Genomic DNA, 24,519 nt, shown 5'->3' with positions numbered 1-24,519 from the left:
GGGACGACACTGAGTTTGCGGAGCTAGCTCAACCAGAATCTCGGCGTCGCCGGCTCCAGCCTGCCGCCTGCGCGCACCGGTGCAATCCGCAGCGCAAGTCCGGTCGCGTCATCCGTCTCCACGGCGACGCCGCTCAGCGTCGCGGCGCCCGCTGCCGGCTCGAAGCGGCCTGACGGAATCCCGGAGGTGAACCTGCGCAGCGGCTCTTCCTTCTGCATGCCGATGATGGAATCGTAGTCGCCGGTCATGCCGGCGTCGGTCATGTAGGCGGTGCCGCCCGACAGGATCTGGTGGTCGGCGGTCGGCACATGGGTGTGGGTGCCGACGACGAGGCTGGCGCGGCCGTCGCAGAAGAAGCCGATGCCCTGCTTCTCGCTGCTCGCCTCGCAGTGAAAATCGACGACGATGGCGTCCGCGGCAATGCCGAGCGGGCAGGCGCCGAGCTCGCGCTCCAGCGCTGCGAAGGGATCGTCGAACGGGGTCATGAAGACGCGGCCGAGCGCGTTGACGACCAGCGCGTGCTTGCCGTTCTTGGTCTCGACCAATGCGGCGCCGCGGCCGGGCGTGCCGCGCGGATAGTTCGCGGGCCGCACCAGGCGCTCGGCGCGCTCGATGAACACCAGGGCTTCGCGCTGGTCCCAGGAGTGATTGCCGAGCGTCACCGCGTCGGCGCCGGCGTCGAGAAACTCCTGATAGATCGCTTCCGTGATGCCGAAGCCGCCGGCGGAATTCTCGCCGTTGACGACGACGAAATCGAGCGACCAATCCTTGACCATGCCGGGCAGATATTCGGCGATGGCGTTGCGGCCGCTACGGCCGACGACATCACCCACGAACAGAATGCGCAACTTCAGAACTCCGGAAATCGAATACGTCCGATTCCGTTAGCACATAATCCAGCGCCACGTCGTGGGCTAGTGCCGGAACCGCCTTGATCTCCTGCGCTGCAAAAGCGAGCCCGATGCCGACGATGGTCTTGGTTTTTCGCAGATGCGCGAAGGTGTGGTCGTAGTGCCCCGCGCCATAGCCGATGCGATGGCCGAGACGATCGAAGGCAGCGAGCGGCGTCAGCATGATGTCGGGAATGACTTCAGCGGCCCCAGGCGACGGCTCGGGAATGCCGAGCGGGCCGAGCATCAGGCGATCGTTCGGATGGAAGACGCGGAAGATCAGCGACTGGCCGCGCGCGGTGACGCAAGGCAGTGCCAGCCTGGCGCCCTGCTCGGCGAGCGTCTTCAGCAGCGGCATCGGATCGATCTCGCTGCGGATCGGCGAATAGCCTGACACGATGCTGCCAGGCAGGAGCTGGAACGGCAGCCCGCGCTTGGCGAGCTTGGCTGCGGCAGCGGTGCGTTTCTTGTCGCTCAGCGCATCGCGCGCCGCGAGGGCTTTGGCACGGAGTTCGGCTTTGGTGTTGGACATGCGCGCTTGCTCCGAAGGCGGAGTCTTGCTCCGCCGTCATCGCCCGCGGAGGCGGGCGATCCAGTATTCCAGAGACGCCAGTAATCAAACATCGACGCCACGGCGTACTGGATGCCCCGGTCAAGCCGGGGCATGACACTGCCGGTTTGTCGTGAGCCATTCGACAAAAACGCATTGCCAAGCAAACAAAAGTGCGAAGCCGCGAACGCCGTTGAAGCACTCGATCCCGGAGTTCCCTACGAAAGTAGGTGGGCACCATATGTCCGAGCCCACGGGCTCGGCCAGGGACAGTTCCCTAAAGGATCGATAAGGCCCCGGGGATAATGGCTCCTGACGCGCGTCGCAGCCCCGCTCGGGCAATGTAACAACGATGCTGACGAATCGCCAGCCCGGTGAACGGTCAGCCGATGGCGATCCCGTTGCCGACGGTCCGGTTCAGGACCTGGGTCGACTTCTCGATGCGCTCGGCCGCAGAGTTCAGTGCGTTCACGACCGCGGTCTGGGTCAACCGGGCGCGCTCGACGGCGGCGTTGCGGAAATCCCGCAGTTCGGTCAGCTCCTGCTCCATGGTCCGGATGCGGTTGCCGGCGTCGACCAATTCGTCGCAGACAGTCAGCGCCGCCATCACGGTAAGCCTGGCATCACCGATCTCGCCGAACTTTCCGCGCAGCGACTGAATCCGCGTCTCCAGGCTTTCGGCGAGCTTGAGCAGCCGCACCTCCTGGCCCTCCTCGCAGGCCATGCGGTATTGCCGGCCATTGATGGTGACGTTGATGTGGCTCATCCATCCTCTCCGGTATCGAGCACCGAACGTATCGTGACGATCGCGGAATCCAGCCGATCGGAGATCTCGCGGCTAGAGCGCTCGAGCTTGCGCGCCTTCACCAGCGCGCCATCGAGTTCGTCGGCAAGCCGCGAGCGGTCAGCGCCCAGCGCCTGAATCCGCGCCGCGAGCTCGTTCTCGTCGCGATCGGCATCGCGCCGCCGCTCCACCGCGCTTTCGAGCGAGTCGAGCGCCGCCATGAGCCTGCGGGTCGCGATCTCGATCTCGACGGCCGAGGACTCGGTCATGGCAGAGCTGTTGGATACGCGATCGTTCATGCAGTCAGCGGCGGAACCTGTGGCCTATCCCTTGGACTTTTCCTTTGGGCATTTACCTTGGAGCTTGCCGTCCGGCAAAAGACTCGGTTCGGCAAGCGGTTAGAAGCAGAAATTTACGTGGCAAGCTAGCGGAGCGCAACGCCGCCACGAAACTATGCACTGATAGATCGGGATGGGCTTCATCCCGATCTATCAGTTCCTGCCGGGCATGATCTGGCCGGAAAACCGGCCTCCACTTTTCCGGATCATGCCGTAAGCAACTTTTACCGCCAAACCGGCGTTTGATTGCCTTGGCCTGTCGGAACCGAGATGCTATCCCAGCCGCGACCCCAGCGGCCGAAAGGCTCCTTCCGGCGCGGCCAAATCCAGCCACAAGCGCCTCATTTCAGACGGATTTTCAGACATGACGCAGGTCGATCACAACCGTATGGCCAATGCGATCCGCGGCCTTGCCATGGACGGCGTCGAGAAGGCGAAATCGGGTCATCCCGGCCTGCCGATGGGCGCCGCCGACATGGCGACCGTGCTGTTCACGCAATTCCTGAAATTCGACGTCGCCGCGCTGGACTGGCCGGACCGGGACCGCTTCGTGCTCTCGGCCGGGCACGGCTCGATGCTGCTCTATTCGCTGCTGTATCTGATCGGCAGCCCCGAGATGACGATCGACCAGCTCAAGAATTTTCGCCAGTTGGGATCGCTGACGCCGGGACATCCCGAGCACGGCCACACCAAGGGCATCGAGACCACCACCGGTCCGCTCGGCCAGGGCATTTCCACCGCCGTCGGCATGGCGCTCGCCGAGAAGATGCTCGCCGCCGAGTTCGGCAAGAAGATCGTCGACCATCACACCTACGTGCTGGCCTCGGACGGCGACCTGATGGAAGGCGTGTCGCAGGAAGCCATCGCGATGGCCGGGCACTGGAAGCTCAACAAGCTGATCGTGCTCTACGACGACAACGGCATCTCGATCGACGGCCCGACCTCGATCTCCGACTCCGTCGACCAGGTGAAGCGGTTCAAGGCGTGCGGCTGGGCCGCCGAGAAGATCGACGGCCACGACCAGGCCGCGATATCAGCCGCGATCACGCGCGCGCAGAAATCAAACAAGCCCACGCTGATCGCCTGCCGCACCACCATCGGCTTCGGCGCCCCGCACAAGGCCGGCACCAACAAGGTGCACGGCGAGGCGCTCGGCGCCGACGAACTCAAGGCCGCCAAGGAAAATCTCGGCATTTCGCTGGAGCCGTTCTCGGTGCCCGACGACGTGCTGAAGGCCTGGCGCGCGGCCGGCAGCCGTGGCGCGGCGGCACGACAGGAATGGGAAGCAAGGCTCGGTGAACTCGGCAGCCGCAAGCGCGCCGAGTTCGAGCGTCGCCTGCGCCACGAGCGGCCAGCAGCGCTGGCAAAGGCGTTCAAGGGCTACAAGAAGGAGCTGTTGGAAAAGCCGATGAATGCGGCGACCCGCAAATCCTCCGAAGCCGTGATCGAAGTGATTGCCGGCGCGATGCCGATGGAATTTCTGGCGGGCTCGGCCGACCTCACCGGCTCCAACAACAACAAGGCGAAGTCGGCGACTGCGTTCTCGGCCAAGACGCCGAAGGGCCGCTTCATCCATTACGGCATCCGCGAACACGGCATGTGTGCGGCGATGAACGGCATCTTCCTGCACGGCGGTTTTGCGCCGAACGGCGCGACCTTCCTGGTGTTCACGGATTATGCGCGGCCCGCGATGCGGCTCGCCGCGTTGATGGGGACCGGGGTCGTTTATGTGATGACCCATGATTCCATCGGTCTCGGCGAAGACGGCCCGACTCATCAGCCGGTCGAGCATCTCTCGGCGCTTCGCGCCATTCCGAACATGCGCGTGTTCCGCCCTTGCGATTCCATCGAGGTCGCCGAGTGCTGGGAGCTCGCGCTCAACCGCATCGACGGTCCGACAGTGCTGGCGCTGACCCGGCAGAACCTGCCGCAACTGCGCACCACCGCACCGAACGAGAGCCCCTGCCGGTTTGGTGCCTACGAGCTGGTGGCCGCCCAGGGCGAAGCCAAGGCGACGCTGTTCGCCTCGGGCTCCGAAGTGGAGATGGCCGTGGCCGCCCAGAAGCAGCTCGCCGAGCGCGGCATTCCGACCCGGGTGGTTTCGGTTCCCTCGCTCGAGCTGCTGCTAGCGCAACCAAAGGAGCGCCGCGACGAGATCATCGGCAACGCCCCCATCAAGGTCGCGATCGAGGCCGCCGTGCGCTGGGGCTGGGACGCCGTGATCGGCCAGGATGGCGAATTTATCGGCATGCACTCCTTCGGCGCCAGCGCCCCTCTCAACAAGGTATTCCAGCACTTTGGCATTACCGCCGAGGCCGCGGTTAACGCCGTTCTGAAACGCGTTTCCTGAGAGTTGAGATTGCCGAAAAAAAGGACTACCTAACTCTCATATGATCAAGCCCCGCCCGGCCGAACCGGGCGTCCGCCCTAAAAAAACCCTCGCAGGCGCGCTAGCGCGTTGTGCGGGATGACAACGGTCATTGAAGGAGACGAAACATGGCAGTCCGCGTCGGAATCAACGGTTTTGGCCGCATCGGCCGCAACATCCTGCGGGCCATCGCCGAGTCCGGCCGCAAGGACATCGAGGTCGTCGGCATCAACGACCTCGGCCCGGTCGAGACCAACGCTCATCTGCTTCGCTTCGACAGCGTCCATGGCCGCTTCCCCGGCACCGTGACCGTCGATGGCGACACGATCAGCCTCGGCGGCAACAAGATCAAGGTGACCGCCGAGCGCGATCCCTCGAAGCTGCCCTGGAAGGATCTCGGCATCGACATCGCGATGGAATGCACCGGCATCTTCACCTCGAAGGACAAGGCCTCTGCGCATCTGACCGCCGGCGCCAAGCGCGTGCTGGTCTCCGCGCCCGCCGACGGCGCCGACGCCACCATCGTCTACGGCGTCAACCACGACACGCTGACCCGGGAACATCTGGTCGTCTCCAACGGCTCCTGCACCACCAACTGTCTTGCGCCGATCGCCAAGGTGCTGAACGACCTCGTCGGCATCGAGACCGGCTTCATGACCACCATCCATGCCTATACCGGCGACCAGCCGACGCTCGACACCATGCACAAGGATCTCTATCGCGGCCGCGCGGCTGCGATGTCGATGATCCCGACCTCGACCGGCGCGGCGAAGGCGATCGGCCTCGTGCTGCCGGAACTGAAGGGCAAGCTCGACGGCGTCGCGATCCGCGTGCCGACCCCGAACGTCTCGGTCGTCGACCTCAAGATCGTCGCCAAGCGCGCCACCGACGTCAAGGAAATCAACGCGGCGATGAAGCGCGCCTCCGAGCAGCAGCTCAAGGGCATCCTCGGCTACACCAGCGCGCCGAACGTCTCGATCGACTTCAACCACGACCCGCACTCCTCGACGTTCCACGAGGACCAGACCAAGGTGCAGAACGGCACGCTGGTGCGCGTGATGTCCTGGTATGACAACGAGTGGGGCTTCTCGAATCGCATGGCGGACACCGCCGTTGCGATGTCGAAAGTGATCTAAGCAACACGCGTCACGGCACAGCCGGAGAACGCCATGACCTCGCAACTCGTCGCCCTCGCGCTCCTCTTGGCGTTGATGGGCGGCCTGTTGTTCCTGTTCTTGCGATCGGGCTTGAAGATCAAGCCCGATCCGGATCGGAAGATCGAGGACTGGCCCAACATTACCCAAGGCGGTTCAGGGGATCCCTCGTGACCAACAAATTCCACACCCTCGACGATGTCGACGTGAAGGGCAAGCGCGTGCTGCTCCGCGTCGATCTCAACGTTCCCATGGACAACGGCCGCGTCAGCGACGCGACCCGGCTCGAGCGCGTGGTGCCGACCATCACCGAAATCTCGGACAAGGGCGGCAAGGTCATCCTGCTGGCGCATTTCGGCCGGCCGAAGGGACGCGATGCCAAGGAGTCGCTCAGGCCGGTTGCCGAGGCGCTCGCGAAGGTGGTGAAGAAGCCCGTCGCCTTCGCCGACGACTGCATCGGCGAACCCGCCGCCACGGCGGTCGCGGCTCTGAACGACGGCGACATCCTCTGTCTGGAAAACACCCGCTTCCACAAAGAGGAAGAGAAGAACGATCCCGCCTTCGTCGCGGAGCTCGCAAAACTCGGCGACATCTGGGTCAACGACGCGTTCTCGGCCGCGCACCGCGCCCACGCCTCGACCGAAGGCCTCGGCCACAAGCTGCCGGCCTATGCCGGCCGCACCATGCAGGCCGAACTGGTCGCGCTGGAGAAGGCGCTGGGCTCACCGACCAAGCCCGTCATCGCGATCATCGGCGGCGCCAAGGTCTCGACCAAGATCGACCTGCTCGAAAACCTGGTGACCAAGGTCGACGCGCTGGTGATCGGCGGCGGCATGGCCAATACCTTCCTGCACGCCCAGGGCGTCGGCATCGGCAAGTCGCTGGCCGAGAAGGATCTCGCCGCGACCGCGCTGCGCATCATGGAAAAGGCGGAAGCCGCCAATTGCGCCATCATCCTGCCGGTCGACGCCACCGTCGCCTATCACTTCGCGGCCAACGCGCCGTCGCACGCCTACGGCCTCGACGCGATCCCGGCCGACGGCATGATCCTCGACGTCGGCCCGCAATCGATCGCACGCGTCCACGCCGCGATCGACGATGCGGCGACGCTGGTCTGGAACGGACCGCTCGGTGCCTTCGAGATGCAGCCGTTCGACCGCGGTACGATGTCCGCCGCCAAGCATGCGGCCGAGCGCACCAAGGCCAAGAAGCTGATCTCGATCGCGGGCGGCGGCGACACCGTCGCGGCCCTCAACCAGGCCCACGTGGCCGGTCAGTTCACCTATGTCTCGACCGCCGGTGGCGCATTTCTTGAATGGATGGAAGGCAAGCCCCTGCCCGGCGTCGAAGTTCTGCGCATCAAGTAATCGGTCGGCAAATCGTCAGCCGCCTTCAAGCAGTGGCCTTGCAGGCCCAAACGGGAGAAAAACACAGATGGCTCGGATCACGTTGCGTCAATTGCTCGACCATGCGGCGGAGAACGATTACGGCGTCCCGGCCTTCAACATCAACAACATGGAGCAGGCGCTGGCGATCATGGACGCGGCCAACCAGGTCGACGCGCCCGTCATCATCCAGGCCTCGCGCGGTGCGCGCTCCTACGCCAACGACGTCATGCTCAAGCACATGATGGACGCGGTGACCGAGATCTATCCGCACATCCCGGTCTGCGTGCATCTCGACCACGGTAACGAGCCGGCCACCTGCATGACCGCGATCCAGGCCGGCTTCACCTCGGTCATGATGGACGGCTCGCTCAAGGCTGACGGCAAGAGCCCGGCCGACTGGACCTACAATGTCGGCGTCACCAAGACCGTGACCGACATGGCCCATCTCGGCGGCATCTCGGTCGAGGGCGAGCTCGGCGTGCTCGGCTCGCTCGAGACCGGCATGGGCGACAAGGAAGACGGCCACGGCGCCGAGGGCAAGCTGAGCCACGACCAGCTCCTGACCAATCCGGATGAAGCCGTGAAGTTCGTCCAGGAGACCCAGGTCGACGCGCTCGCGATCGCGATGGGGACGTCTCACGGCGCCTACAAATTCACCCGCAAGCCCGACGGCGACATCCTCGCCATGAACGTGATCGAGGAGATCCACCGCAAGCTGCCGAACATGCATCTCGTCATGCACGGCTCCTCGTCGGTGCCGCAGGACCTCCAGGACATCATCAACACCTATGGCGGCAAGATGAAGCCGACCTGGGGCGTGCCGGTGGCCGAGATCCAACGCGGCATCAAGAACGGCGTGCGCAAGATCAACATCGACACCGACAACCGCATGGCGATGACCGGCCAGATCCGGAAAGTGCTCAAGGACAATCCGGAAGAGTTCGATCCCCGCAAGTACCTGAAGCCCGCGATGGAAGCGATGACCAAGCTGTGCAAGCAGCGGCTCCAGGAATTCAATACCGCCGGCCAAGCCTCCAAGATCAAGAAGGTGCTGACGACGGCCGAGATGGCCAAGCGCTACGCCAAGGGCGAGCTCGCCCCGAAGGTGGCGTAAGCAAGGCGCGCGCTCTATCCCTCCCTCGCCCTGCTCTTAGCGGGGCGAGGTAACAGGCCCCCTCCCCCTTGACCCTGCGACGAACGTTAACTCGGCATTTGCCCGAGAACGGTCTATTTTCACCCGCAAGGGCAGAATCGTTTTGGGAGGATATCTCGATGGATCTGACTGAGCTCAACAGGATCGCGACCGCCATGGTCGCGCCCGGCAAGGGCATCCTTGCCGCCGACGAATCCTCCGGCACCATCAAGAAACGTTTCGACGCGATCGGCGTGGAATCGACCGAGGAGAACCGCCGCGACTATCGCGAGATGCTGTTCCGCTCGAACGAAGCCATGAGCCGGTACATCTCCGGCGTCATCCTCTATGACGAGACGATCTGGCAGGACGCGAAGGACGGCACGCCCCTGGTCAAGCTGATCGAACAGAGCGGTGCCATTCCCGGCATCAAGGTCGACGAGGGCACGCAAGCCCTGCCGATGTGCCCGGGCGAGTTGGTCACCGTTGGACTCGACAAGCTCGCCGAACGGCTGAAGAAATATTACGAGCGCGGCGCACGCTTCGCCAAATGGCGCGCGGTGATTGACATCGGCAGCGGTATCCCCTCGATGACCGCGATCAGCGTCAACGCCCACGCGCTGGCACGTTATGCGGCGCTGTGCCAGGCCGCGCAGATCGTGCCGATCGTCGAGCCGGAAGTGCTGATGGACGGCGATCACGACATCGATCGCTGCTATGAGGTGACGAGCCGTGTGCTCAACAAGACGTTTCAGGAATTGCGCGTGCAGCGCGTCGCGCTCGAGGGCATGGTGCTGAAGCCGAACATGGCCATCTCCGGCAAGAAGTCAGCGAAGCCGGCTTCCGTCGAGGAGGTCGCGGAGAAGACGATACGGCTGCTTAGGGCGTGCGTGCCCGCGGCGGTGCCCGGCATCGCCTTCCTCTCCGGCGGTCAGTCGGATGAAGAGGCGACGGCGCATCTCAACGCCATGCACAAGCTCGGCCCGCTGCCCTGGGGCCTAACCTTCTCCTACGGTCGCGCACTCCAGGCCGCGCCGCAGAAGGCCTGGTCGGGCAAGGCCGAGAACATCGCGGCCGGACAAAACGCATTCAGTCATCGCGCACGCATGAATGGCCTCGCCTCCAGGGGCGAATGGCAAAGCAGCCTGGAACAGAAGGCAGCCTAGATCTTGTCGAACAAATCTCCTCCGCCGCGCCCAGCGCCGCGCCTTTATCTGGCGACACCCGTCGTCGACGATCCCGCTTCGCTTCTGGCCGAGCTGCCCGGCCTGCTCGCCGCCGCCGACGTCGCGGCCGTGCTGCTGCGCCTGAAGGAGACCGATCAGCGCACCATGATCTCGCGGATCAAGGCGCTCGCGCCGCCGGTTCAGAAAGCGGGTGCAGCCCTGCTCGTCGACGGCCATCCTGAGCTCGTCGCACGCGGCGGCGCCGATGGCGCGCATCTGCCCGGCATCGCCGCGCTGAAAGAGGCGCTGCCATCGCTGAAGCCCGATCGCATCGCCGGAGTGGGCGGGCTGACGACGCGGCACCATTCCATGGATGCGGGCGAGATCGGCGCGGATTACTTGCTGTTCGGCGAGCCCGATGCAAAGGGCCAGCGCCCCTCGTCGCAGGCGATCGCCGAGCGGCTGGACTGGTGGGCCGAGCTGTTCGAGCCGCCCTGCGTCGGCTTTGCCATGTCGCTGGAAGAGGCCCACGAATTCGCCGCCAGCGGCGCCGATTTCGTGCTGGTGGGCGACTTCATCTGGGCCGATCCGCGCGGACCCAAGGCCGCGCTGGTCGAGATCGACGCTGCGATCAAGAACGCTCATGCGACTGCGCTTGCAGAACAGGAGCACGGCTAGCCCCCGACATGAAGCTTCCGCGCATCATCATGCTGGCCACGCTGCTCTTGACGGCGCCCGCGGCCGCGCAGCTCCAGATCACGCCGCCGGTGGCAACGCCGAGCGCGCCGGCCGAAAAGCAGAAGCCCAAGCCGCCCCCGGCCGCCAAGAAGAAGGAGGCCGCGCCGGCACCGAAGCCATCGAGCTCCCCGAAGCCGGCCGCCTCACCCAAGCCGGCGCTGCCCGCGACCGTCATCCCGGCGCCTCCGACCGACAATCCCAACGTCGATCTGGTGTACGGCGCCTATCAGCGCGGTCAGTACAAGACCGCCTTCGAACTCGCCACCGCCCGTGCCGAGACCGGCGATGCCAAGGCGATGACCATGTTGGGTGAGCTCTATTCCAACGCCATGGGCATTCGGCGCGACTACGCCAAGGCGCAGCAATGGTACAAGCGCGCCTCCGACGCCGGCGACCGCGAGGCGATGTTCGCGCTCGCCATGCTCAGGATGTCCGGCCGTGGCGGCCCGGTCGACAAGAACGAGGCGGTCAAGCTGATGGCGTCCGCCGCCAAGCTCGGCGAGCCCAAGGCGGCCTATAATCTCGCGCTGCTCTATCTCGACGGCCAGACCCTGCCGCAGGACGTCAAGCGCTCCGCCGAACTGCTGCGCCAGGCAGCCGATGCCGGCCTGCCGGAGGCGCAATACGCGCTCGCGACCTTCTACAAGGAGGGCACCGGCGTGCCGAAGGACCTGGAACGGGCGGTGCGTCTGCTCCAGGTCGCCACGCTGACCGACAACGTCGATGCCGAGGTCGAATACGCCATCGCGCTGTTCAACGGCACCGGCACGCCGAAGAACCAGCCGGCAGCCGTAGCCCTGCTCCGCAAGGCGTCCCGCCAGGGCAGCGCGATCGCGCAGAACCGGCTGGCCTGGGTGCTGATCAACGGCATGGGCACGGCCGTGGACAAGGTCGAGGGCTTCAAATGGCATCTGGTGGCCAAGACCGCCGGCAAGGGCGATCCGGAGCTGGACAAGCAATTGTCCGATTTGCCGGCCGAGGACCGGGCCAAGGCCGAGGCTGCCGCCAGGAAATGGCTAGGGCCCAAATGACTGGCGCCGAATGAACTGAAGCAATGACTTGACGTTGGCCCCCTCGCAGGGCACCCCATCCCTCAAACAGGTGCGATTTCGCGCCATTTCCCCCGATCAAGACCAGAGCTCATGCTGTATTCCGCAACTATCAACGTCATGGTCAAGGCCGCGCGCCGCGCCGGCCGCAGCCTCAAGCGCGATCTCGGCGAGATCGAGCATCTCCAGGTCTCGCTAAAGGGACCGGCGAATTTCGTCTCGCTGGCCGACAAGCGCGCCGAGGAGATCCTCTACCAGGACCTCGCCAAGGCGCGGCCTGGCTACGGCTTCATCGGCGAGGAAGGCGGCACGCGCGAGGGCTCCGACAAGAGCCACACCTGGATCGTCGATCCGCTCGACGGCACGACCAACTTCCTGCACGGCATCCCGCAATTCGCGATCTCGATCGGGCTTTCGCGCGAAGGCACGATCATCGCCGGCGTGATCTACAATCCCGCCAATGATGAGCTCTACATCGCCGAACGCGGCAAGGGCGCCTTCCTCAACGACCAGCGCCTGCGCGTGGCCGGCCGCCGCCAGCTCAACGAATGCGTGGTGGCCTGCGGCCTGCCCCATATCGGCCGCGGCGACCACGAGGAATTCCGCCGCGAGATGACCGCGATGCAGGAGCGCGTCGCCGGCTTGCGCCGCTTCGGCGCGGCCTCCCTCGACCTCGCCTTCGTCGCCGCCGGCCGCCTCGACGGCTACTGGGAACGCAACTTGCAATCCTGGGACGTCGCCGCCGGCATCATCATGGTGCGCGAAGCGGGCGGCACGGTCACCGACATCGACACGCCGGGCGACGCGCTGGTGACGGGCAATGTCGTGTGCGGGAATGAATACGTGCACGGGGAGCTGGTGAAGATTTTGCGGAAGCCGGCGTAGCAGCACGCGGCTCGACGGTTAAGAATCCTCGTCGTCCTCGTCGTCGGATTCGTCATCGCGATATTCACCGCCGATGGTCAGGCCCTCGATCGCCGTGGCACCTTTCGACTTGATCACCCGGCGGAGCGGGACCGAGCTCTCGCTTCGCAGCGCGTCCATCAGCTGTTCCGAATGGGTGACGATCCAGATGTCGGCGCGGCGTGATGCCTTGGCGATGAGCCGGGCGAGCGGCGCCAGCAGCAAGGGATGCAGGCTGGTCTCGGGTTCGTTCAGCGCGATGAACGGCGGCAGCCGGTAACCCATGAACACTGCGAGCAGGCAGATGTATTTCAGCGTCCCATCGGACAATTCGTGAGCCCTGAACGGCCGCGGCATGTCCTCCAGTTGCAGATCGAATTCACACCTGCCATTTTGTTCCCATGCGCGGAGTTCGGCGCCCGGGAAGGCATCCTGGATTGCGTCCTGCAGGTCGTTGGCGTCTTCCCGAATGACATAGAGGGTCGCCAGGGTGGCAGCCAAATCGATTCCATCGGCGCTGAGCGAGGGCGTTGCGATGGCCAGACAGGGCTTTCGTATCGGTGACGCCGGATCAGTGCGAAAGTCATGATAGAATCGCCAACCCAGCATCGCATTTCTGATCAGATCGATTTCCGGGCATTCCTTGCCGTCGGAAAAAGCCGCTAGCGCGGTCTCTGACGGCAGCACCGCATCCTTGTGAGCGTTCCAGGCGCCGCTCTCGCCGCGGACGCTGATGAGCGAATTGACGCGCTCCATCAGCTTGACCCTTCGTTTGCCGTGAGTCGCCTCGATAGTTTCGGCCTTGATCATCGGCTCGCCGGAAAATGCGGCCTGAAGCGGGCTGGGAAATCCGAGCTCGATGGAATAGCTCATGCTGTCGAATGTGGCCGACAGCCGCAGCCGCCCGTCTTCGCCTCGTTTGCGTAGGCCGGACCAGCAGACCGAATTCAATCCGCCTTCATCGGCGACCGTGCGGGTGATCTGACCGGTCGCCGCGTCGCGCAACAGCGACAGGGACTTGTAGAGATTGGATTTGCCGACTCCATTTTCGCCAACAAACACCGACAAGGGATGGATGGGTATGGAGAGCCGCCGAATGGAGCGATAGTTCGAGATCGCAATGTCGGTCGGACGCATGACTGCTCTCGGCGGGTGCCTATGCATTCGCGGCGCGGTGCGAATACGTTGTTTCAATCCAGGGATGCAGTCTGGATTGAGGCCTCCGAGAAATCAAGCCGACCGATCCGGCGTTCAGTGGCCGACGCGCCAAGCCCGACGGTCATCATCCGCGAAGGCGGATGATCCAGTATTCCAGAGACGTCTGTTGGATACGGAAAGGCCGCGGCGTACTGGATGCCCCGCCTTCGCGGGGCATGACACCTCACCTTACAGCTTGGCCGGCGCCGGCGGCCCATACATCTCGGCCTTCTTCGCCACCTTCTCCCGATCCCCGCCCAGCACGCGTTGCACCGAGACGAAGAACACCGGCACCATCAGCAGCGCCAAAATCACCACCGCGATCATGCCGCCCATCACGATGCTGCCGAGCGCCTGCTGGCTGGCGCCGCCGGCGCCATGCGCAATGGCCATCGGCAGCACGCCGCAGATGAAGGCGAGGCCGGTCATCAGGATCGGGCGGAAGCGCAGGCGACAGGCCTCGATGGTGGCGTCCACCAGCGGCTTGCCTTCTTTCCGCAAATCCTTGGCGAACTCGATGATGAGGATCGCGTCCTTGGCCGCAAGGCCAATGATGGTGATCAGGCCGACGGTGAAATAGACGTCGTTGGGCAGGCCGCGCAGCATCGCCGCGACCACCGCGCCGACGATGCCGAGCGGCACAGTGAGCAGCACCGCGAGCGGAATGGTCCAGCTCTCGTAAAGCGCAGCCAGACACAGGAACACCACGAAGACCGAGAGCCCGAGCAGGAACGGTGCCTGCGAGCCCGACAGCTTTTCCTGGAGCGACTGCCCGGTCCATTCATAGCCGAAGCCGCGCGGCAGCTTGCCTGCGAGCCGTTCCATCTCGGCGATGGCATCGCCCGAGGTGAAGCCGGGTTTCGCCTCGCCCGAGATGCGCACAGCCGGATAATAGTTGAAGCCGGCGATCTGCGTCGGTCCGCGCGCCCATTCCACGGTGGTAAAGGACGAGAACGGCACGAGCTGGCCGCGGCTGTTCTTGACGTTGTAGTTGAGGATGTCCTCGGTCCGCATGCGGTCGCGGGCATCGGCCTGCACCACGACGCGCTGCATGCGGCCGCGGTTCGGGAAGTCGTTGATGTAGTTCGAGCCGAGATTGGTCGAGATCGTGTTGTTGATGTCCTCGAAGGTGACGCCGAAGGCGCCGGCCTTTTCGCGGTCGATCACGAGATTGACCACGCCGGCCTCGGGCAGGCCTTCGACATAGACCTTCTGGAGCACAGCGCTCGCATTGGCCTCCGCGATCAACTGATCGGCGGCGCGCATCAAGGCCGGATAACCCTTCTGGCCGCGGTCCTGGAGGCGGAACGAGAAGCCCGAGGAGTTGCCGAGATTGTCGATCGGCGGCGGCTGCAGCGCGGAGATCTTGGCGTCGCGGATTGTCGACGACAAATCGCGGTTGATGTCAGCGACGATCGCGGCCGCCGAATCCTTCGGGCCGCGCTCCGACCAGTCCTTCAGGGTGATGAAGGCCTGCGCGGTGTTCATGCCCTGGCCGGAGAAGCTGAAGCCGGTGAGGAAGGTGACGTTGTCGACGCCCGGGCGCTGCGCCAGGTATTTCTCGACCTTCTCGATCACCGCCTCGGTCCGGCCATAGGACGAATCCGACGGCGTCTGCACGTCGGTGGTGACGAAGCCCTGGTCGTCGACCGGCAGGAAGCCGCCGGGCAGATTGACGAAGGCCCAGGACAGGCCGGCGAGCAGCGCGACATAGACCAGCATCAAGCGGCCGGTGCGCTTCAGCGAGAAGCCGACGGTGCGGGAATAACCCTCCTTGCTGCCGTCGAGCATGCGGTTGAACCAGCCGAACACGCCCTTCTTGGCATGGCCATGACCGGCCGCGACGGGCTTGAGCAGGGTCGCACACAGCGCCGGCGTCAGCGACAGCGCGAGGAAGGCGGAGAAGCCGATCGCGGCGACCATGGTCACGGAGAACTGGCGGTAGATGATGCCGACCGAGCCCGGGAAGAACGCCATCGGCACGAACACCGCCATCAAGACCAGCGTGATGCCGATGATGGCGCCGGTGATCTGCGACATCGCTTTCCGCGTCGCTTCCTTCGGCGGTAGACCCTCCTCGGCCATGATGCGTTCGACGTTCTCGACCACGACGATGGCGTCGTCGACGAGGATGCCGACCGCGAGCACCATGCCGAACATCGAGAGCATGTTGATGGAGTAGCCGGCGAGCAGCAGCGTGGTGCAGGCGCCCAGCAGCGCCACCGGCACCACGATGGTCGGAATGATGGTGTAGCGGATGTTCTGCAGGAATACGAACATCACCACGAACACCAGCACGATGGCTTCGACCAGCGTCGTCAGCACCTTCTTGATCGAGGCCTCGACCACGGGCGTGATGTTGTAGGGGATCTCGTAGCCGATATTGGCCGGGAAGAAGCGAGACAGCTCCTTCATCTTCTCTTCGACGGCACTCGCGGTCGCCAGCGCATTGCCGGTCGGCGACATCAGAACGGAAAGACCGGCGGTCGGCTTGCCGTCGAGACGGGTGTTGAACTGGTAACTCAGGCCGCCGACCTCGATGCGCGCGACGTCGCGCAGCCGCACGGTCGAGCCGTCGGCATTGGCACGCAGGATGATGGTGCCGAATTCATCCGGGGACGAGAGCTGGCCCTTGACCAGCACCAGCGCGGAGGTGCGCTGGGTCGCGGTCGACGGTTCGGCGCCGATGCTGCCGGAAGCGACCTGCGCGTTCTGCGCGGCAATGGCCTTGTTGACGTCGTCGGCGGTCAGTCCATAGCCGACCAGCTTGGCCGGATCGACCCAGACGCGTAAGCTGCGCTCGGTCGAATAGAGCGTGGCGCGGCCGACGCCGGGGATGCGGCGGATCTCGCCGAGCACGTTGCGGATCATGAAGTCGCCGAGGCCGACCTCGTCGAGGCTGCCGTCGGTCGAGTTCAGCGTGATGATCTGGAGCACCGCGCTGGAGGCTTCCTCGATCAGAATGCCCTGCTGGATCACCGCGCGCGGCAGTCGCGCCTCGACGCGCTTGATGCGGTTCTGCACCTCGACCGAGGCGGCGCTGGTATCGGTGCCCGGCACGAAATTGGCGATGATCTCGACCTGGCCGAGCGAGTCGCTGGTCGATTCGAAATTGAGGATGCCGGAGGCGCCGTTGAGCTCCTCCTCGATCAGCCGGGTGACGCTGTTGTAGAGGTTTTCGGGCGAGGCGCCGGGATAGCTGGTCGAGATCGAGATCGAGGGCGGCGCGATGATCGGATACTGCGCGATCGGCAACAGCGGAATCGAAATTGCGCCGACCAGACAGATGAACAGCGCGACCACCCAGGCGAAGATCGGCCTGTCGATAAAGAAGCTCGCCATGACCTGTTACCGCGTCAGCTTCTGAGCGTGCCGGTTGTCCGCGGTCGCATCCGCCTCCGACCAGGATTGCGGCTTGACCCTGTCGCCGGCGGCGAACTTCTGGAACCCTTCGACCACGACCTTGTCGCCGGCCTTCAGGCCGTCGGTGACGAACCAGATTCCGTCCTGCACCGAGCCGGTGCGCACCGGCTGCACCGCGATGTGGTTGTCGTCCTTGACGACGAACACCTCGCTGCCGCCACCGCCATTGCGCTGGATCGCCTGCTGCGGCACCGCGATCGCGTCGCTATCGAGGCCCTGGTCGATGCGGACGCGGACATACATGCCCGGCAAGAGCTCGCGCTTGGGATTGGGAAATTCGCCGCGCAGGGTCACCTGGCCGGTATGGGCGTCGACCTTGGCATCCGAAAACAGCAGCTTGCCGTCGAGCGAATAGATGGTGTTGTCGTCGAGCACCAGGCGCACCTTGGCGGCATCGGCCGCGATGCGCTCGAGGTCGCCGCTCTCGAAGGCGCGGCGGAGCTGGTTGAGCTCGTTCACCGACTGGGTGAAGTCCGCATAGATCGGATCGAGCTGCTGAATGGTGGCCAGATTGGTCTCGTTCTGCACCGCGAGCGCGCCCTCGCTGACGAGGGCTGCACCGACCACACCGTCGATCGGCGCGCGCACGGTGGCGTAGTCGAGATTGAGTCTTGCGCGCGCGAGATCGGCCTTGCGGCCCTCGACCTCGGCATGGGCCTGGCGCTCGGCCGCGATCGCCTTCTCGTTCTCGGCTTCGGGCGCGGCGCGCTGGTTGGTGAGCGTGGCGATGCGGCGCGCCTGCTGCTGGGTCTGCATCAACGCGGCCTCGGCCTTGGCGACCGCGGCGTCGTTGGCCATCACCTCGACCTCGAACGGACGCGGATCGATGCGGTAGAGTGGATCGCCGGCCTTCACCTCGCTGCCCTGTCGGAACAGGCGCTCGACCACGATGCCGGAGACGCGCGGCCGCACGTCGGAGACGCGCGTCGGCGCAATGCGGCCCGGCAGCTCGCGCACCACGGCGCGCGGCTGCGGCTTGACGATGACGATGCTGACGTCAGGGTCGCTGGGCTGGGCGGCTGAGACGGCGGAACTGGATTCGTCGCAGCCTGCCAACAGCGGCGTGAAGGCCGCGAGCATCATTGCAACGCATGCCGATCGCGCGCGAAGTCCTGACATGAAGTGGGGTGCCCCGATATTGTTGAAACTGATCACGCTCCGCGGGAGCCTGTTCTGGGCGATTTCCGCGCGGCCGATGGCGTCAAAATAGAGCGGACGTGCTGCGACGCAACGCACGTTGCGGCGGCCCAATGTCACACGGCCTATGATACTGAGTTCAGGGCGTTTTTCAGCTCTCACCAGATTGTGAGTCGGGTTCCATCGCCACGCGCTGCGACAGAAGATCGCAATCAGAGTGTGTGCTCCCTATGCCGGACTGGTTCAGGCATTCTCCCTTGCAATCACGCCAAGGCAGAAGTCGATGAAGCTCCGCACTTTCGCGGGCTGATGCTGGCGTGATGGAAACAGCGCATAGAGCGGGAACATCTCCCCGGACCATTCGGGAAACAGGTTGATCAACGCTCCGCTTTCCACGAGGTGGCTGCTGCCGAGCTGGAGAATTTGGGCGATGCCTGCGCCGGCTTCGCAAGCGGAAAGCATGGCGCCGACGTCCGAGACCAGAACGCGGGCGGATACCTTGACCGGAAGGACCTCCTTTCCCTTGCGAAACTCCCAATCGAAAGGTCGCTGGTTTGCCGCGTCATAGAAACCGATACAATCGTGGTCTACCACCTCGGAGGGATGCCGTGGCCGGCCGTGCTCGGCGACGTAAGCCGGCGCCGCAACCGTGAGAACTCGGGTTTCGACGAGCTTGCGCGCGACCAATGAACCGTTCGGAGGGTCTCCGAACCTCAGCGCCAAATCGAAGCCGCCAGCCCCGAGATCTCCGACCGCGTCACGCATCAGAAGCTCGAGCGACACTTCGGGATATTTCTCCAGGAATTCCCTGATGTGGGATGACAGGACGATGCGCGAGAAGAACGGATCGACATTCACCCGAAGCCGCCCGCGCACGATGCCGGCGGAGCCCGATGCCTCGATCGCCGCTTCTTCGATGCCGGCAAGGTGCGGTCCGACGCGCTCGTAAAATCGCCGCCCCTCGTCTGTCAACGAGAGCGAGCGCGTCGTGCGTTCGAGCAGCCTGACCCCGACGCGCGCTTCCAGGCGCGATATGGCGCGGCTCACCGCAGAGGCGGTGAGGCCCAGCGCATCGGCCGCGCGCGCGATGGTGCCGGCCTCGATCACGGCCGAGAGGACAGTAACACCCGACAGCAACCGTCCATCGAAGGGCATCGCAATTCCTGATTTATATGAATGACTATTCTGACATAACGGAAATTGGATCAGCAATCACGACCTGTCATCGGTGTGCCATCGTAGACGCGGAGGCGACCATGACGAAACGGCTTTACTTTCCGAGCACTGAATCTTGCGCGCGCTGGATCCTGCTGGGCGCGTCCACGGCGTCTCTGCTTTCGATCACAGTCCCTGCCGGAGCGCAAACGAACGCCGTTCACACCGGCACAAAGAAAGAAGCGATCATGACGATGAAGCAAGACCTCGCGATGCGCTCGCGGGAGATTCATTGGCCGGAAGGCTTCAATCCCGCAACTGCCGATCTGTTTTCGCACAACGAGCTTCTCATCCATGCGTCATGCGAGAAGATCTGGGGTCACATCGTGGACGCCAGGAAATGGCCGCAGTGGTATCCGAACTCCAACGGCGTCGAGCTTCCCGAGGGCGCGAAAGTTCTGGGCGACGGCACGACGTGGCGCTGGAGCACGTTTGGCCTGTCGATCGAGAGCAGGGTGCAGGAATATGTGCCGCATATGCGCCTCGGCTGGTACGGTTACGCGCCGGGGACGAAGCCGAGCTTCTACCACACCTGGTATCTGGCCCCGCAAGGCACGAGCTGCCTGGTCATAACGGATGAAGTTGGTGTGGGCAAAGACGCCGCGCACCTGCGAGAGACCGATGAGAGCCTGCTCCATCGTGGCCACGACCTGTGGCTGGCGACGTTGAAATGGGTCTCTGAGGGCAACTGACCGGTTAGCTGGGAGCGTGTGCGGCATTCACGCGTGCGCGCCTTCATCCGCCGCCTTCATCCGGTAGTGGCTGACGCCCCACTCGGTTCCAGCGGCATAGCCGAACAGGCCCGAGGTCGCGAGAAAGAACCAGCGCCAGCGTCGCATCCGCAGGGCGGTCTCCTCGCCATGGATGTTGCGCAAGGCCGCTTCGATGGAACAGCGATGCGCGTCGAAATTGGCGAGCCAGTCGTTGGCGGTGCGCTGATAATGCGTGCCGCTCCAGCACCATTCCTTCTCGATCGTGAAGAGATCGTCGAATTGCCTGACGAGGTGATGGCTCGGCATCAGCCCGCCCGTGAAGACGTGCTGCGTAATCCAGTCGTCGCGATCGGCCCCGTCGAACAGGTGAGAGCCGGAGCGATGGGCGACGATGTGCATGAAGAACCGCCCCTCCGGCGCGAGCCACGCGCGCAGGCGCGTCATCAGCTTGCGCCAGTTCATCACGTGCTCGAACATCTCGACCGAGACGATGCGGTCGAATTGCCCGTCGGGCGCGAACACGTTCATGTCCGCCGTGACCACCCGCAGGTTGAGGAGACCGCGCAGCCGCGCCTCTTCCTCGATATGGGCGCGCTGCGCCTGCGAGCTCGACACCGCCGTCACCTTGGCGTGCGGAAACTGCCGCGCCATCCACAGCGACAGCGAGCCCCAGCCACAGCCGAGCTCGAGGATGGTCTGGCCGTCGGCGAGAGCGGCATGCTCGGCGGTCTGGCGCAGCGCCTCCTCCTCCGCCTCCTGCAATGTGGTCGCGTCGGTCTTGTAGAAGCAGGACGAGTATTTGCGGTTGGGACCGAGCACCTTCGCAAAGAACGAAGCGGGCACCTTGTCATGGCCGGCCTCCGCGTGGCCGGCGATCGGCCGCAGCATCATCCGCCCGGCGAAGGCGGCATCGTCCGCCCCGCCCAGCGCCGACAGCCGCGTCACCGTGCGCGAGCACAGGCGCTGGATCGCCGCGCGGATCACGACATCAGGCAGCGGCACCCGTTCGGCAGTCCCGATGATCGCGGACACGACGCTCATGCGACGACTCCGTCTTGGGCAGGGGGAAAAGTGCGACTTGAACCTGTGGAATGCCGACGATTCGCAAAGTACGTCCTTACCAAAGCCCGGTTTCAGCGTTGGGTTCCCCAGCTGTCCCCGAAATCGGCGCATCCGGCGCTTTTTTTGGGCTGGCGCTGTGCCATAGTGCGCCCCGCAAGCAAGTTAACGGATGATACCGGCCATGCCGCCAGGCGCCTCGCCCCGCTCCTCCATCGACATCGAATACACAAAGCTATCCTCGCCCAGCGTCTTCCTGGTGCGGATGCTGGTCTTCCTGGTGCTCTGCTCCCTGGTGGGGGTGGTGCTCTACAAGCAGATCATCCAGGCCTTCTTCGCCAATCCCGGGCTCAATGCCCTGATCGGCGGCGTGCTGTTCATCGGCATCATCCTGGCCTTCCGCCAGGTGATCCGGCTGTATCCCGAAGTCTCCTGGGTCAACAATTTCCGCATCGCCGATCCCGGTCTTGCGCCGGCCCGCCACCCCAAGCTGCTGGCGCCGATGGCGATGATCCTCGGCGGCGAGCGCACCGGGCGGATGTCGATCACCCAGACCACCATGCGGCACCTGCTCGATTCGATCGCGACCCGCCTCGACGAGGCCCGCGACATCTCCCGCTACATGACCGGGCTTCTGGTCTTCCTCGGCCTGCTCGGCACCTTCTGGGGCCTGATCGAGACGGTCGGCTCGGTCGGCAAGGTGATCGACGGGCTCAAGGTCGGGGGCGATTCCGGCGCCCTGTTCGACACGCTGAAGGAGGGGCTGGCGGCCCCCCTCGGCGGCATGGGCATCTCGTTCTCGAGCTCGCTGTTCGGCCTCGCCGGCTCGCTGGTCCTCGGCTTTCTCGACCTGCAGTCGAGCCAGGCGCAAAACCGTTTCTACACCGACCTCGAAGACTGGCTTGCCACCACCGTGCGCGAATATGGCAGCGGCGAGATGGCTGTCGCCGCCGGCGGTGGCGGCGGCATTGCCAGCGGCGAGCTTCAGGCCGTCGTGGAGCGCTTGCGCTCCGTGCTCGAGGAAGGCAGCGGCAGCCGCGGCACCACAGCAGCGATGGCAAGCCTCGCCGAGGCCATCCAGGCGCTGGTCTCGCATATGCGGACCGAGCAGCAGATGATCCGCGAATGGGCCGACGGCCAGGGCGAGCAGAACCGCGAGATCCGGCGCCTGCTGGAGCGCATCGCGCGTCAGCCCGAGAAGGGTTAGCGACATGGCACTGGCGCGCGGCCGCCGCGGCGATACCTCCTTCAATTACTGGCCCGGCTTCGTCGACGCGCTGTCGACGCTGGTGCTGTCGATCGTGTTCCTGCTGTCGGTGTTCCTGGTCGTGCAGTTCTTCCTGTCGCAGGAGGTCACCGGCAAGGACAAGGCACTGGAGCAGCTCAACGCCAAGATCGCGCAGCTCAACGAACTGCTGTCGCTGGAGAAGCTCGGCAAGCTCACGCTCGACGACCAGGTCTCGTCGCTGAAAGCCGGCCTCGCCTCGGCCGAGAGCGAGCGCGACCGCATCAAGGGTCTCTATGACGGGCTCGCCGCTGCCGGCAACGATGCGCAAGGCAAATCCTCCGAGCTCGGCAAGGCGCTGGACTCCGAGAAAGCAGTTTCGGCCCGGGCACTGGCGCAGATCGAGGTGCTGAACCAGCAGATCAGCGCGCTGCGGCGGCAATTGGCGGCGCTGGAAGAAGCGCTCGATGTCTCCGAGAAGCGCGACAAGGAATCGCAGAATCGAATTGCCGATCTGGGGTCTCGCCTGAATGTCGCCCTGGCGCAGCGGGTGCAGGAATTGTCGCGCTACCGCTCGGAATTCTTCGGCCGGCTGCGCGCCATCCTCGGCAACCGCCCCGACATCCGCATCGTCGGCGACCGCTTCGTGTTCCAGTCCGAAGTGTTCTTCGACACCGGGCAGGCGGTGCTGCTGCCCGAGGGCCGCGCCGAGCTCGACACGCTGGCGGCCGCGCTGATCGAGCTCGACAAGAAGATCCCGAATGAGATCCCCTGGGTGCTGCGCGTCGACGGCCACACCGACGTGCGCCCGGTCAACGGTCCGAACTTCAAGTCGAACTGGGACCTCTCGGCCGCCCGCTCGATCTCGGTGGTGCAGTATCTGGTCTCGCTCGGCGTGCCGGCCCAGCGCCTCGTCGCCGCCGGCTTCGGCGAATTCCAGCCGCTCGACACCGCCAACACCGAGGAAGCCTACAAGCGCAACCGCCGCATCGAGCTGAAGCTGACGGAGCGGTAGTGGGCGCCCTCCACCTCCGCCCTTACCGTCCCGAGGACGAGGCCGCCTCGATCGACCTGTGGCATCGCACCTGGCAGCAGGCCTATCCGCAGATCGACTTCGCCGCACGCCTGGACTGGTGGCGCGAGCGCTGGCGCAAGGACCTGGTGCCGAAGGCCTCGATCGTGGTCGCGGAGCAGGACGGCGCGCTGACCGGCTTCGTCACCATCGACGGCGACGGCTATCTCGACCAGCTCGTTGTCGATCCGGATCATTGGGGTTCGGACGCGGCGCGGTTGCTGGTGGATGAGGCCAAGCGCCTGTCGCCATCAGGCATCACGCTGCTGGTCAACAAGGACAACACCCGCGCCATCCGCTTCTACGAACGCAACGGCTTTGGGCATGCCGGCGACGAGGTGAACCCGACCTCGGGCCGCCCGGTGCTGAAGATGATGTGGCGGCCTTAGATTCTGGCGGGCGTGACGCCCGTCACGTCCGGATCCCAGGACGTCAGCTATTCGTTGTGCCCAGAGAAGTGCGCCGGCAAGCGGATGGAGTTGACCGATGAAACTGAGCGATCTGGCCAAGGGATCTACGGTCCTGCTCGGCGTCATCGTCGCCGGATATGTCTCGACGAGCTATGTCGACCAGCGCTTCGCCACGCCGGTCAAGACGTCGAGTGCTCCGACGAATGGCCTTGGGCCATCGGCCTGCGTCGATGAGGACGGGAGCTGGAAGAACTGGCCCTGGCCGAATGTGCCGGCGCTGTCGCCGAAGTGTCGGTGATCGGCGTATTCGTCAACTCGCCGCGATGCGCTCTCGGCTCAAGCGGAGTTCAAGCTCGACCTGCCAGCTTCTGCCTTTGAAGATCGCGTGGCGGCTTTCTTCGCGAAGCTCGATCGACTCGTTGATCGCTCGCTGCGCCCGATCCAGGAGATCGCGGGTCTCTTTGCTGTATGGCTGGGCCATGATGCGCACTCCCGTTCAGGCGGGAGCGCGAACTGTCTCTCAGGCACCGACGCCTATGGACGAGCCTTTGGCCGGCGATACCTGATTAGGCGCCACATCCGGCGGAACTGCAAGGTTGCATCCACCG

At 64.8% G+C, this 24,519-nt stretch carries 24 protein-coding genes and 1 other RNA gene; 14 read left to right on the top strand and 11 right to left on the bottom strand.

Going from position 1 to position 24,519, the window contains the following annotated elements:
• Positions 1–23: 23 nt before the first annotated feature.
• The 5 genes from C7G41_RS07255 to C7G41_RS07235 all read right to left on the bottom strand — a co-directional run bounded on the left by C7G41_RS07255 (position 24) and on the right by C7G41_RS07235 (position 2,523).
• Positions 24–848 (bottom strand): TIGR00282 family metallophosphoesterase, encoded by an 825-nt coding sequence (locus C7G41_RS07255; protein ID WP_199198236.1) that lies wholly within the window; start codon positions 846–848, stop codon positions 24–26.
• Positions 826–1,422, bottom strand: a complete 597-nt coding sequence (locus C7G41_RS07250) for a 5-formyltetrahydrofolate cyclo-ligase (protein ID WP_106941905.1) — start codon at positions 1,420–1,422, stop codon at positions 826–828. Before C7G41_RS07250 ends, C7G41_RS07255 begins: the two co-directional genes overlap by 23 nt.
• 192 nt (positions 1,423–1,614) lie before the next feature.
• A non-coding RNA gene (gene ssrS / locus C7G41_RS07245) (6S RNA) lies at positions 1,615–1,774 on the bottom strand.
• Positions 1,775–1,822: 48 nt separating this feature from the next.
• On the bottom strand, positions 1,823–2,206 hold the full coding sequence (locus C7G41_RS07240) for a cell division protein ZapA (RefSeq protein WP_007599950.1): 384 nt from the start codon (positions 2,204–2,206) through the stop codon (positions 1,823–1,825).
• A complete protein-coding gene (locus tag C7G41_RS07235) occupies positions 2,203–2,523 on the bottom strand; it encodes a DUF4164 domain-containing protein (protein ID WP_026232773.1) in 321 nt (106 codons plus the stop codon). Before C7G41_RS07235 ends, C7G41_RS07240 begins: the two co-directional genes overlap by 4 nt.
• Before the next feature lie 403 nt (positions 2,524–2,926).
• Here C7G41_RS07235 and tkt point away from each other — a divergent pair, with 403 nt between their 5' ends.
• The 9 genes from tkt (at position 2,927) to C7G41_RS07195 (ending at position 12,442) form a co-directional block, all read left to right on the top strand.
• Entirely contained in the window at positions 2,927–4,912 is a 1,986-nt protein-coding gene (gene tkt, locus C7G41_RS07230) for a transketolase (RefSeq protein WP_106941904.1), read from the top strand.
• Between the two features lie 146 nt (positions 4,913–5,058).
• Positions 5,059–6,066 carry a type I glyceraldehyde-3-phosphate dehydrogenase gene (gene gap / locus C7G41_RS07225; protein WP_106941903.1) on the top strand — a complete coding sequence of 336 codons (1,008 nt, stop codon included), beginning with the start codon at positions 5,059–5,061 and terminating at the stop codon, positions 6,064–6,066.
• Between the two features lie 33 nt (positions 6,067–6,099).
• Positions 6,100–6,258 carry a hypothetical protein gene (locus C7G41_RS37310; RefSeq protein ID WP_158267991.1) on the top strand — a complete coding sequence of 53 codons (159 nt, stop codon included), beginning with the start codon at positions 6,100–6,102 and terminating at the stop codon, positions 6,256–6,258.
• Positions 6,255–7,451, top strand: a complete 1,197-nt coding sequence (gene pgk / locus C7G41_RS07220) for a phosphoglycerate kinase (protein ID WP_106941902.1) — start codon at positions 6,255–6,257, stop codon at positions 7,449–7,451. Before C7G41_RS37310 ends, pgk begins: the two co-directional genes overlap by 4 nt.
• A gap of 67 nt (positions 7,452–7,518) precedes the next feature.
• A complete protein-coding gene (gene fba / locus C7G41_RS07215; RefSeq protein WP_106941901.1) occupies positions 7,519–8,586 on the top strand; it encodes a class II fructose-bisphosphate aldolase in 1,068 nt (355 codons plus the stop codon).
• Between the two features lie 158 nt (positions 8,587–8,744).
• Positions 8,745–9,770, top strand: a complete 1,026-nt coding sequence (locus C7G41_RS07210) for a class I fructose-bisphosphate aldolase (protein ID WP_106941900.1) — start codon at positions 8,745–8,747, stop codon at positions 9,768–9,770.
• Between the two features lie 3 nt (positions 9,771–9,773).
• Positions 9,774–10,448 (top strand): thiamine phosphate synthase, encoded by a 675-nt coding sequence (locus tag C7G41_RS07205; RefSeq protein WP_106941899.1) that lies wholly within the window; start codon positions 9,774–9,776, stop codon positions 10,446–10,448.
• Between the two features lie 8 nt (positions 10,449–10,456).
• Entirely contained in the window at positions 10,457–11,539 is a 1,083-nt protein-coding gene (locus C7G41_RS07200) for a tetratricopeptide repeat protein (RefSeq protein ID WP_106941898.1), read from the top strand.
• 111 nt (positions 11,540–11,650) lie between these two features.
• Positions 11,651–12,442 carry an inositol monophosphatase family protein gene (locus C7G41_RS07195; RefSeq protein ID WP_106941897.1) on the top strand — a complete coding sequence of 264 codons (792 nt, stop codon included), beginning with the start codon at positions 11,651–11,653 and terminating at the stop codon, positions 12,440–12,442.
• A gap of 18 nt (positions 12,443–12,460) precedes the next feature.
• Here the strand turns inward: C7G41_RS07195 and C7G41_RS07190 are convergent, their stop codons facing one another.
• The 4 genes from C7G41_RS07190 to C7G41_RS07175 form a co-directional block, all read right to left on the bottom strand.
• A complete protein-coding gene (locus C7G41_RS07190; protein WP_106941896.1) occupies positions 12,461–13,597 on the bottom strand; it encodes an AAA family ATPase in 1,137 nt (378 codons plus the stop codon).
• A gap of 249 nt (positions 13,598–13,846) precedes the next feature.
• Complete coding sequence (locus C7G41_RS07185; protein WP_106941895.1) at positions 13,847–16,999, bottom strand: multidrug efflux RND transporter permease subunit; 3,153 nt, start codon at positions 16,997–16,999, stop codon at positions 13,847–13,849.
• Between the two features lie 6 nt (positions 17,000–17,005).
• Positions 17,006–18,199, bottom strand: a complete 1,194-nt coding sequence (locus C7G41_RS07180) for an efflux RND transporter periplasmic adaptor subunit (RefSeq protein WP_106942186.1) — start codon at positions 18,197–18,199, stop codon at positions 17,006–17,008.
• Positions 18,200–18,460: 261 nt separating this feature from the next.
• A complete protein-coding gene (locus C7G41_RS07175; RefSeq protein ID WP_106941894.1) occupies positions 18,461–19,372 on the bottom strand; it encodes a LysR family transcriptional regulator in 912 nt (303 codons plus the stop codon).
• A 101-nt stretch (positions 19,373–19,473) separates the two neighbouring features.
• On the opposite strand from C7G41_RS07175, the gene C7G41_RS07170 reads away from it, so the two are divergent.
• Complete coding sequence (locus C7G41_RS07170; RefSeq protein ID WP_158267990.1) at positions 19,474–20,124, top strand: SRPBCC family protein; 651 nt, start codon at positions 19,474–19,476, stop codon at positions 20,122–20,124.
• A gap of 27 nt (positions 20,125–20,151) precedes the next feature.
• Here C7G41_RS07170 and C7G41_RS07165 read toward each other — a convergent pair whose 3' ends face one another.
• Positions 20,152–21,186, bottom strand: coding sequence for a cyclopropane-fatty-acyl-phospholipid synthase family protein (locus C7G41_RS07165; RefSeq protein WP_106941892.1), 1,035 nt, complete (start codon positions 21,184–21,186; stop codon positions 20,152–20,154).
• A gap of 202 nt (positions 21,187–21,388) precedes the next feature.
• On the opposite strand from C7G41_RS07165, the gene C7G41_RS07160 reads away from it, so the two are divergent.
• The 4 genes from C7G41_RS07160 (at position 21,389) to C7G41_RS07145 (ending at position 24,209) form a co-directional block, all read left to right on the top strand.
• A complete protein-coding gene (locus C7G41_RS07160; RefSeq protein WP_199198235.1) occupies positions 21,389–22,411 on the top strand; it encodes a flagellar motor protein MotA in 1,023 nt (340 codons plus the stop codon).
• A 4-nt stretch (positions 22,412–22,415) separates the two neighbouring features.
• Positions 22,416–23,444 carry a peptidoglycan -binding protein gene (locus C7G41_RS07155; protein ID WP_106941890.1) on the top strand — a complete coding sequence of 343 codons (1,029 nt, stop codon included), beginning with the start codon at positions 22,416–22,418 and terminating at the stop codon, positions 23,442–23,444.
• Positions 23,444–23,890, top strand: coding sequence for a GNAT family N-acetyltransferase (locus C7G41_RS07150; RefSeq protein ID WP_106941889.1), 447 nt, complete (start codon positions 23,444–23,446; stop codon positions 23,888–23,890). Before C7G41_RS07155 ends, C7G41_RS07150 begins: the two co-directional genes overlap by 1 nt.
• A 97-nt stretch (positions 23,891–23,987) precedes the next feature.
• Positions 23,988–24,209, top strand: a complete 222-nt coding sequence (locus tag C7G41_RS07145; RefSeq protein ID WP_106941888.1) for a hypothetical protein — start codon at positions 23,988–23,990, stop codon at positions 24,207–24,209.
• Between the two features lie 12 nt (positions 24,210–24,221).
• On the opposite strand, the gene C7G41_RS37305 is transcribed toward C7G41_RS07145, so the two are convergent.
• Positions 24,222–24,392 carry a hypothetical protein gene (locus C7G41_RS37305; RefSeq protein ID WP_158267989.1) on the bottom strand — a complete coding sequence of 57 codons (171 nt, stop codon included), beginning with the start codon at positions 24,390–24,392 and terminating at the stop codon, positions 24,222–24,224.
• Positions 24,393–24,519 lie beyond the last annotated feature (127 nt).

Source organism: Bradyrhizobium sp. MOS002, assembly GCF_003020115.1.
Taxonomy (GTDB): Bacteria; Pseudomonadota; Alphaproteobacteria; order Rhizobiales; family Xanthobacteraceae; genus Bradyrhizobium.
The sequence above is the reverse complement of the archived record's forward strand: the minus strand, read 5'-3'. Positions and strand labels throughout refer to the sequence as shown.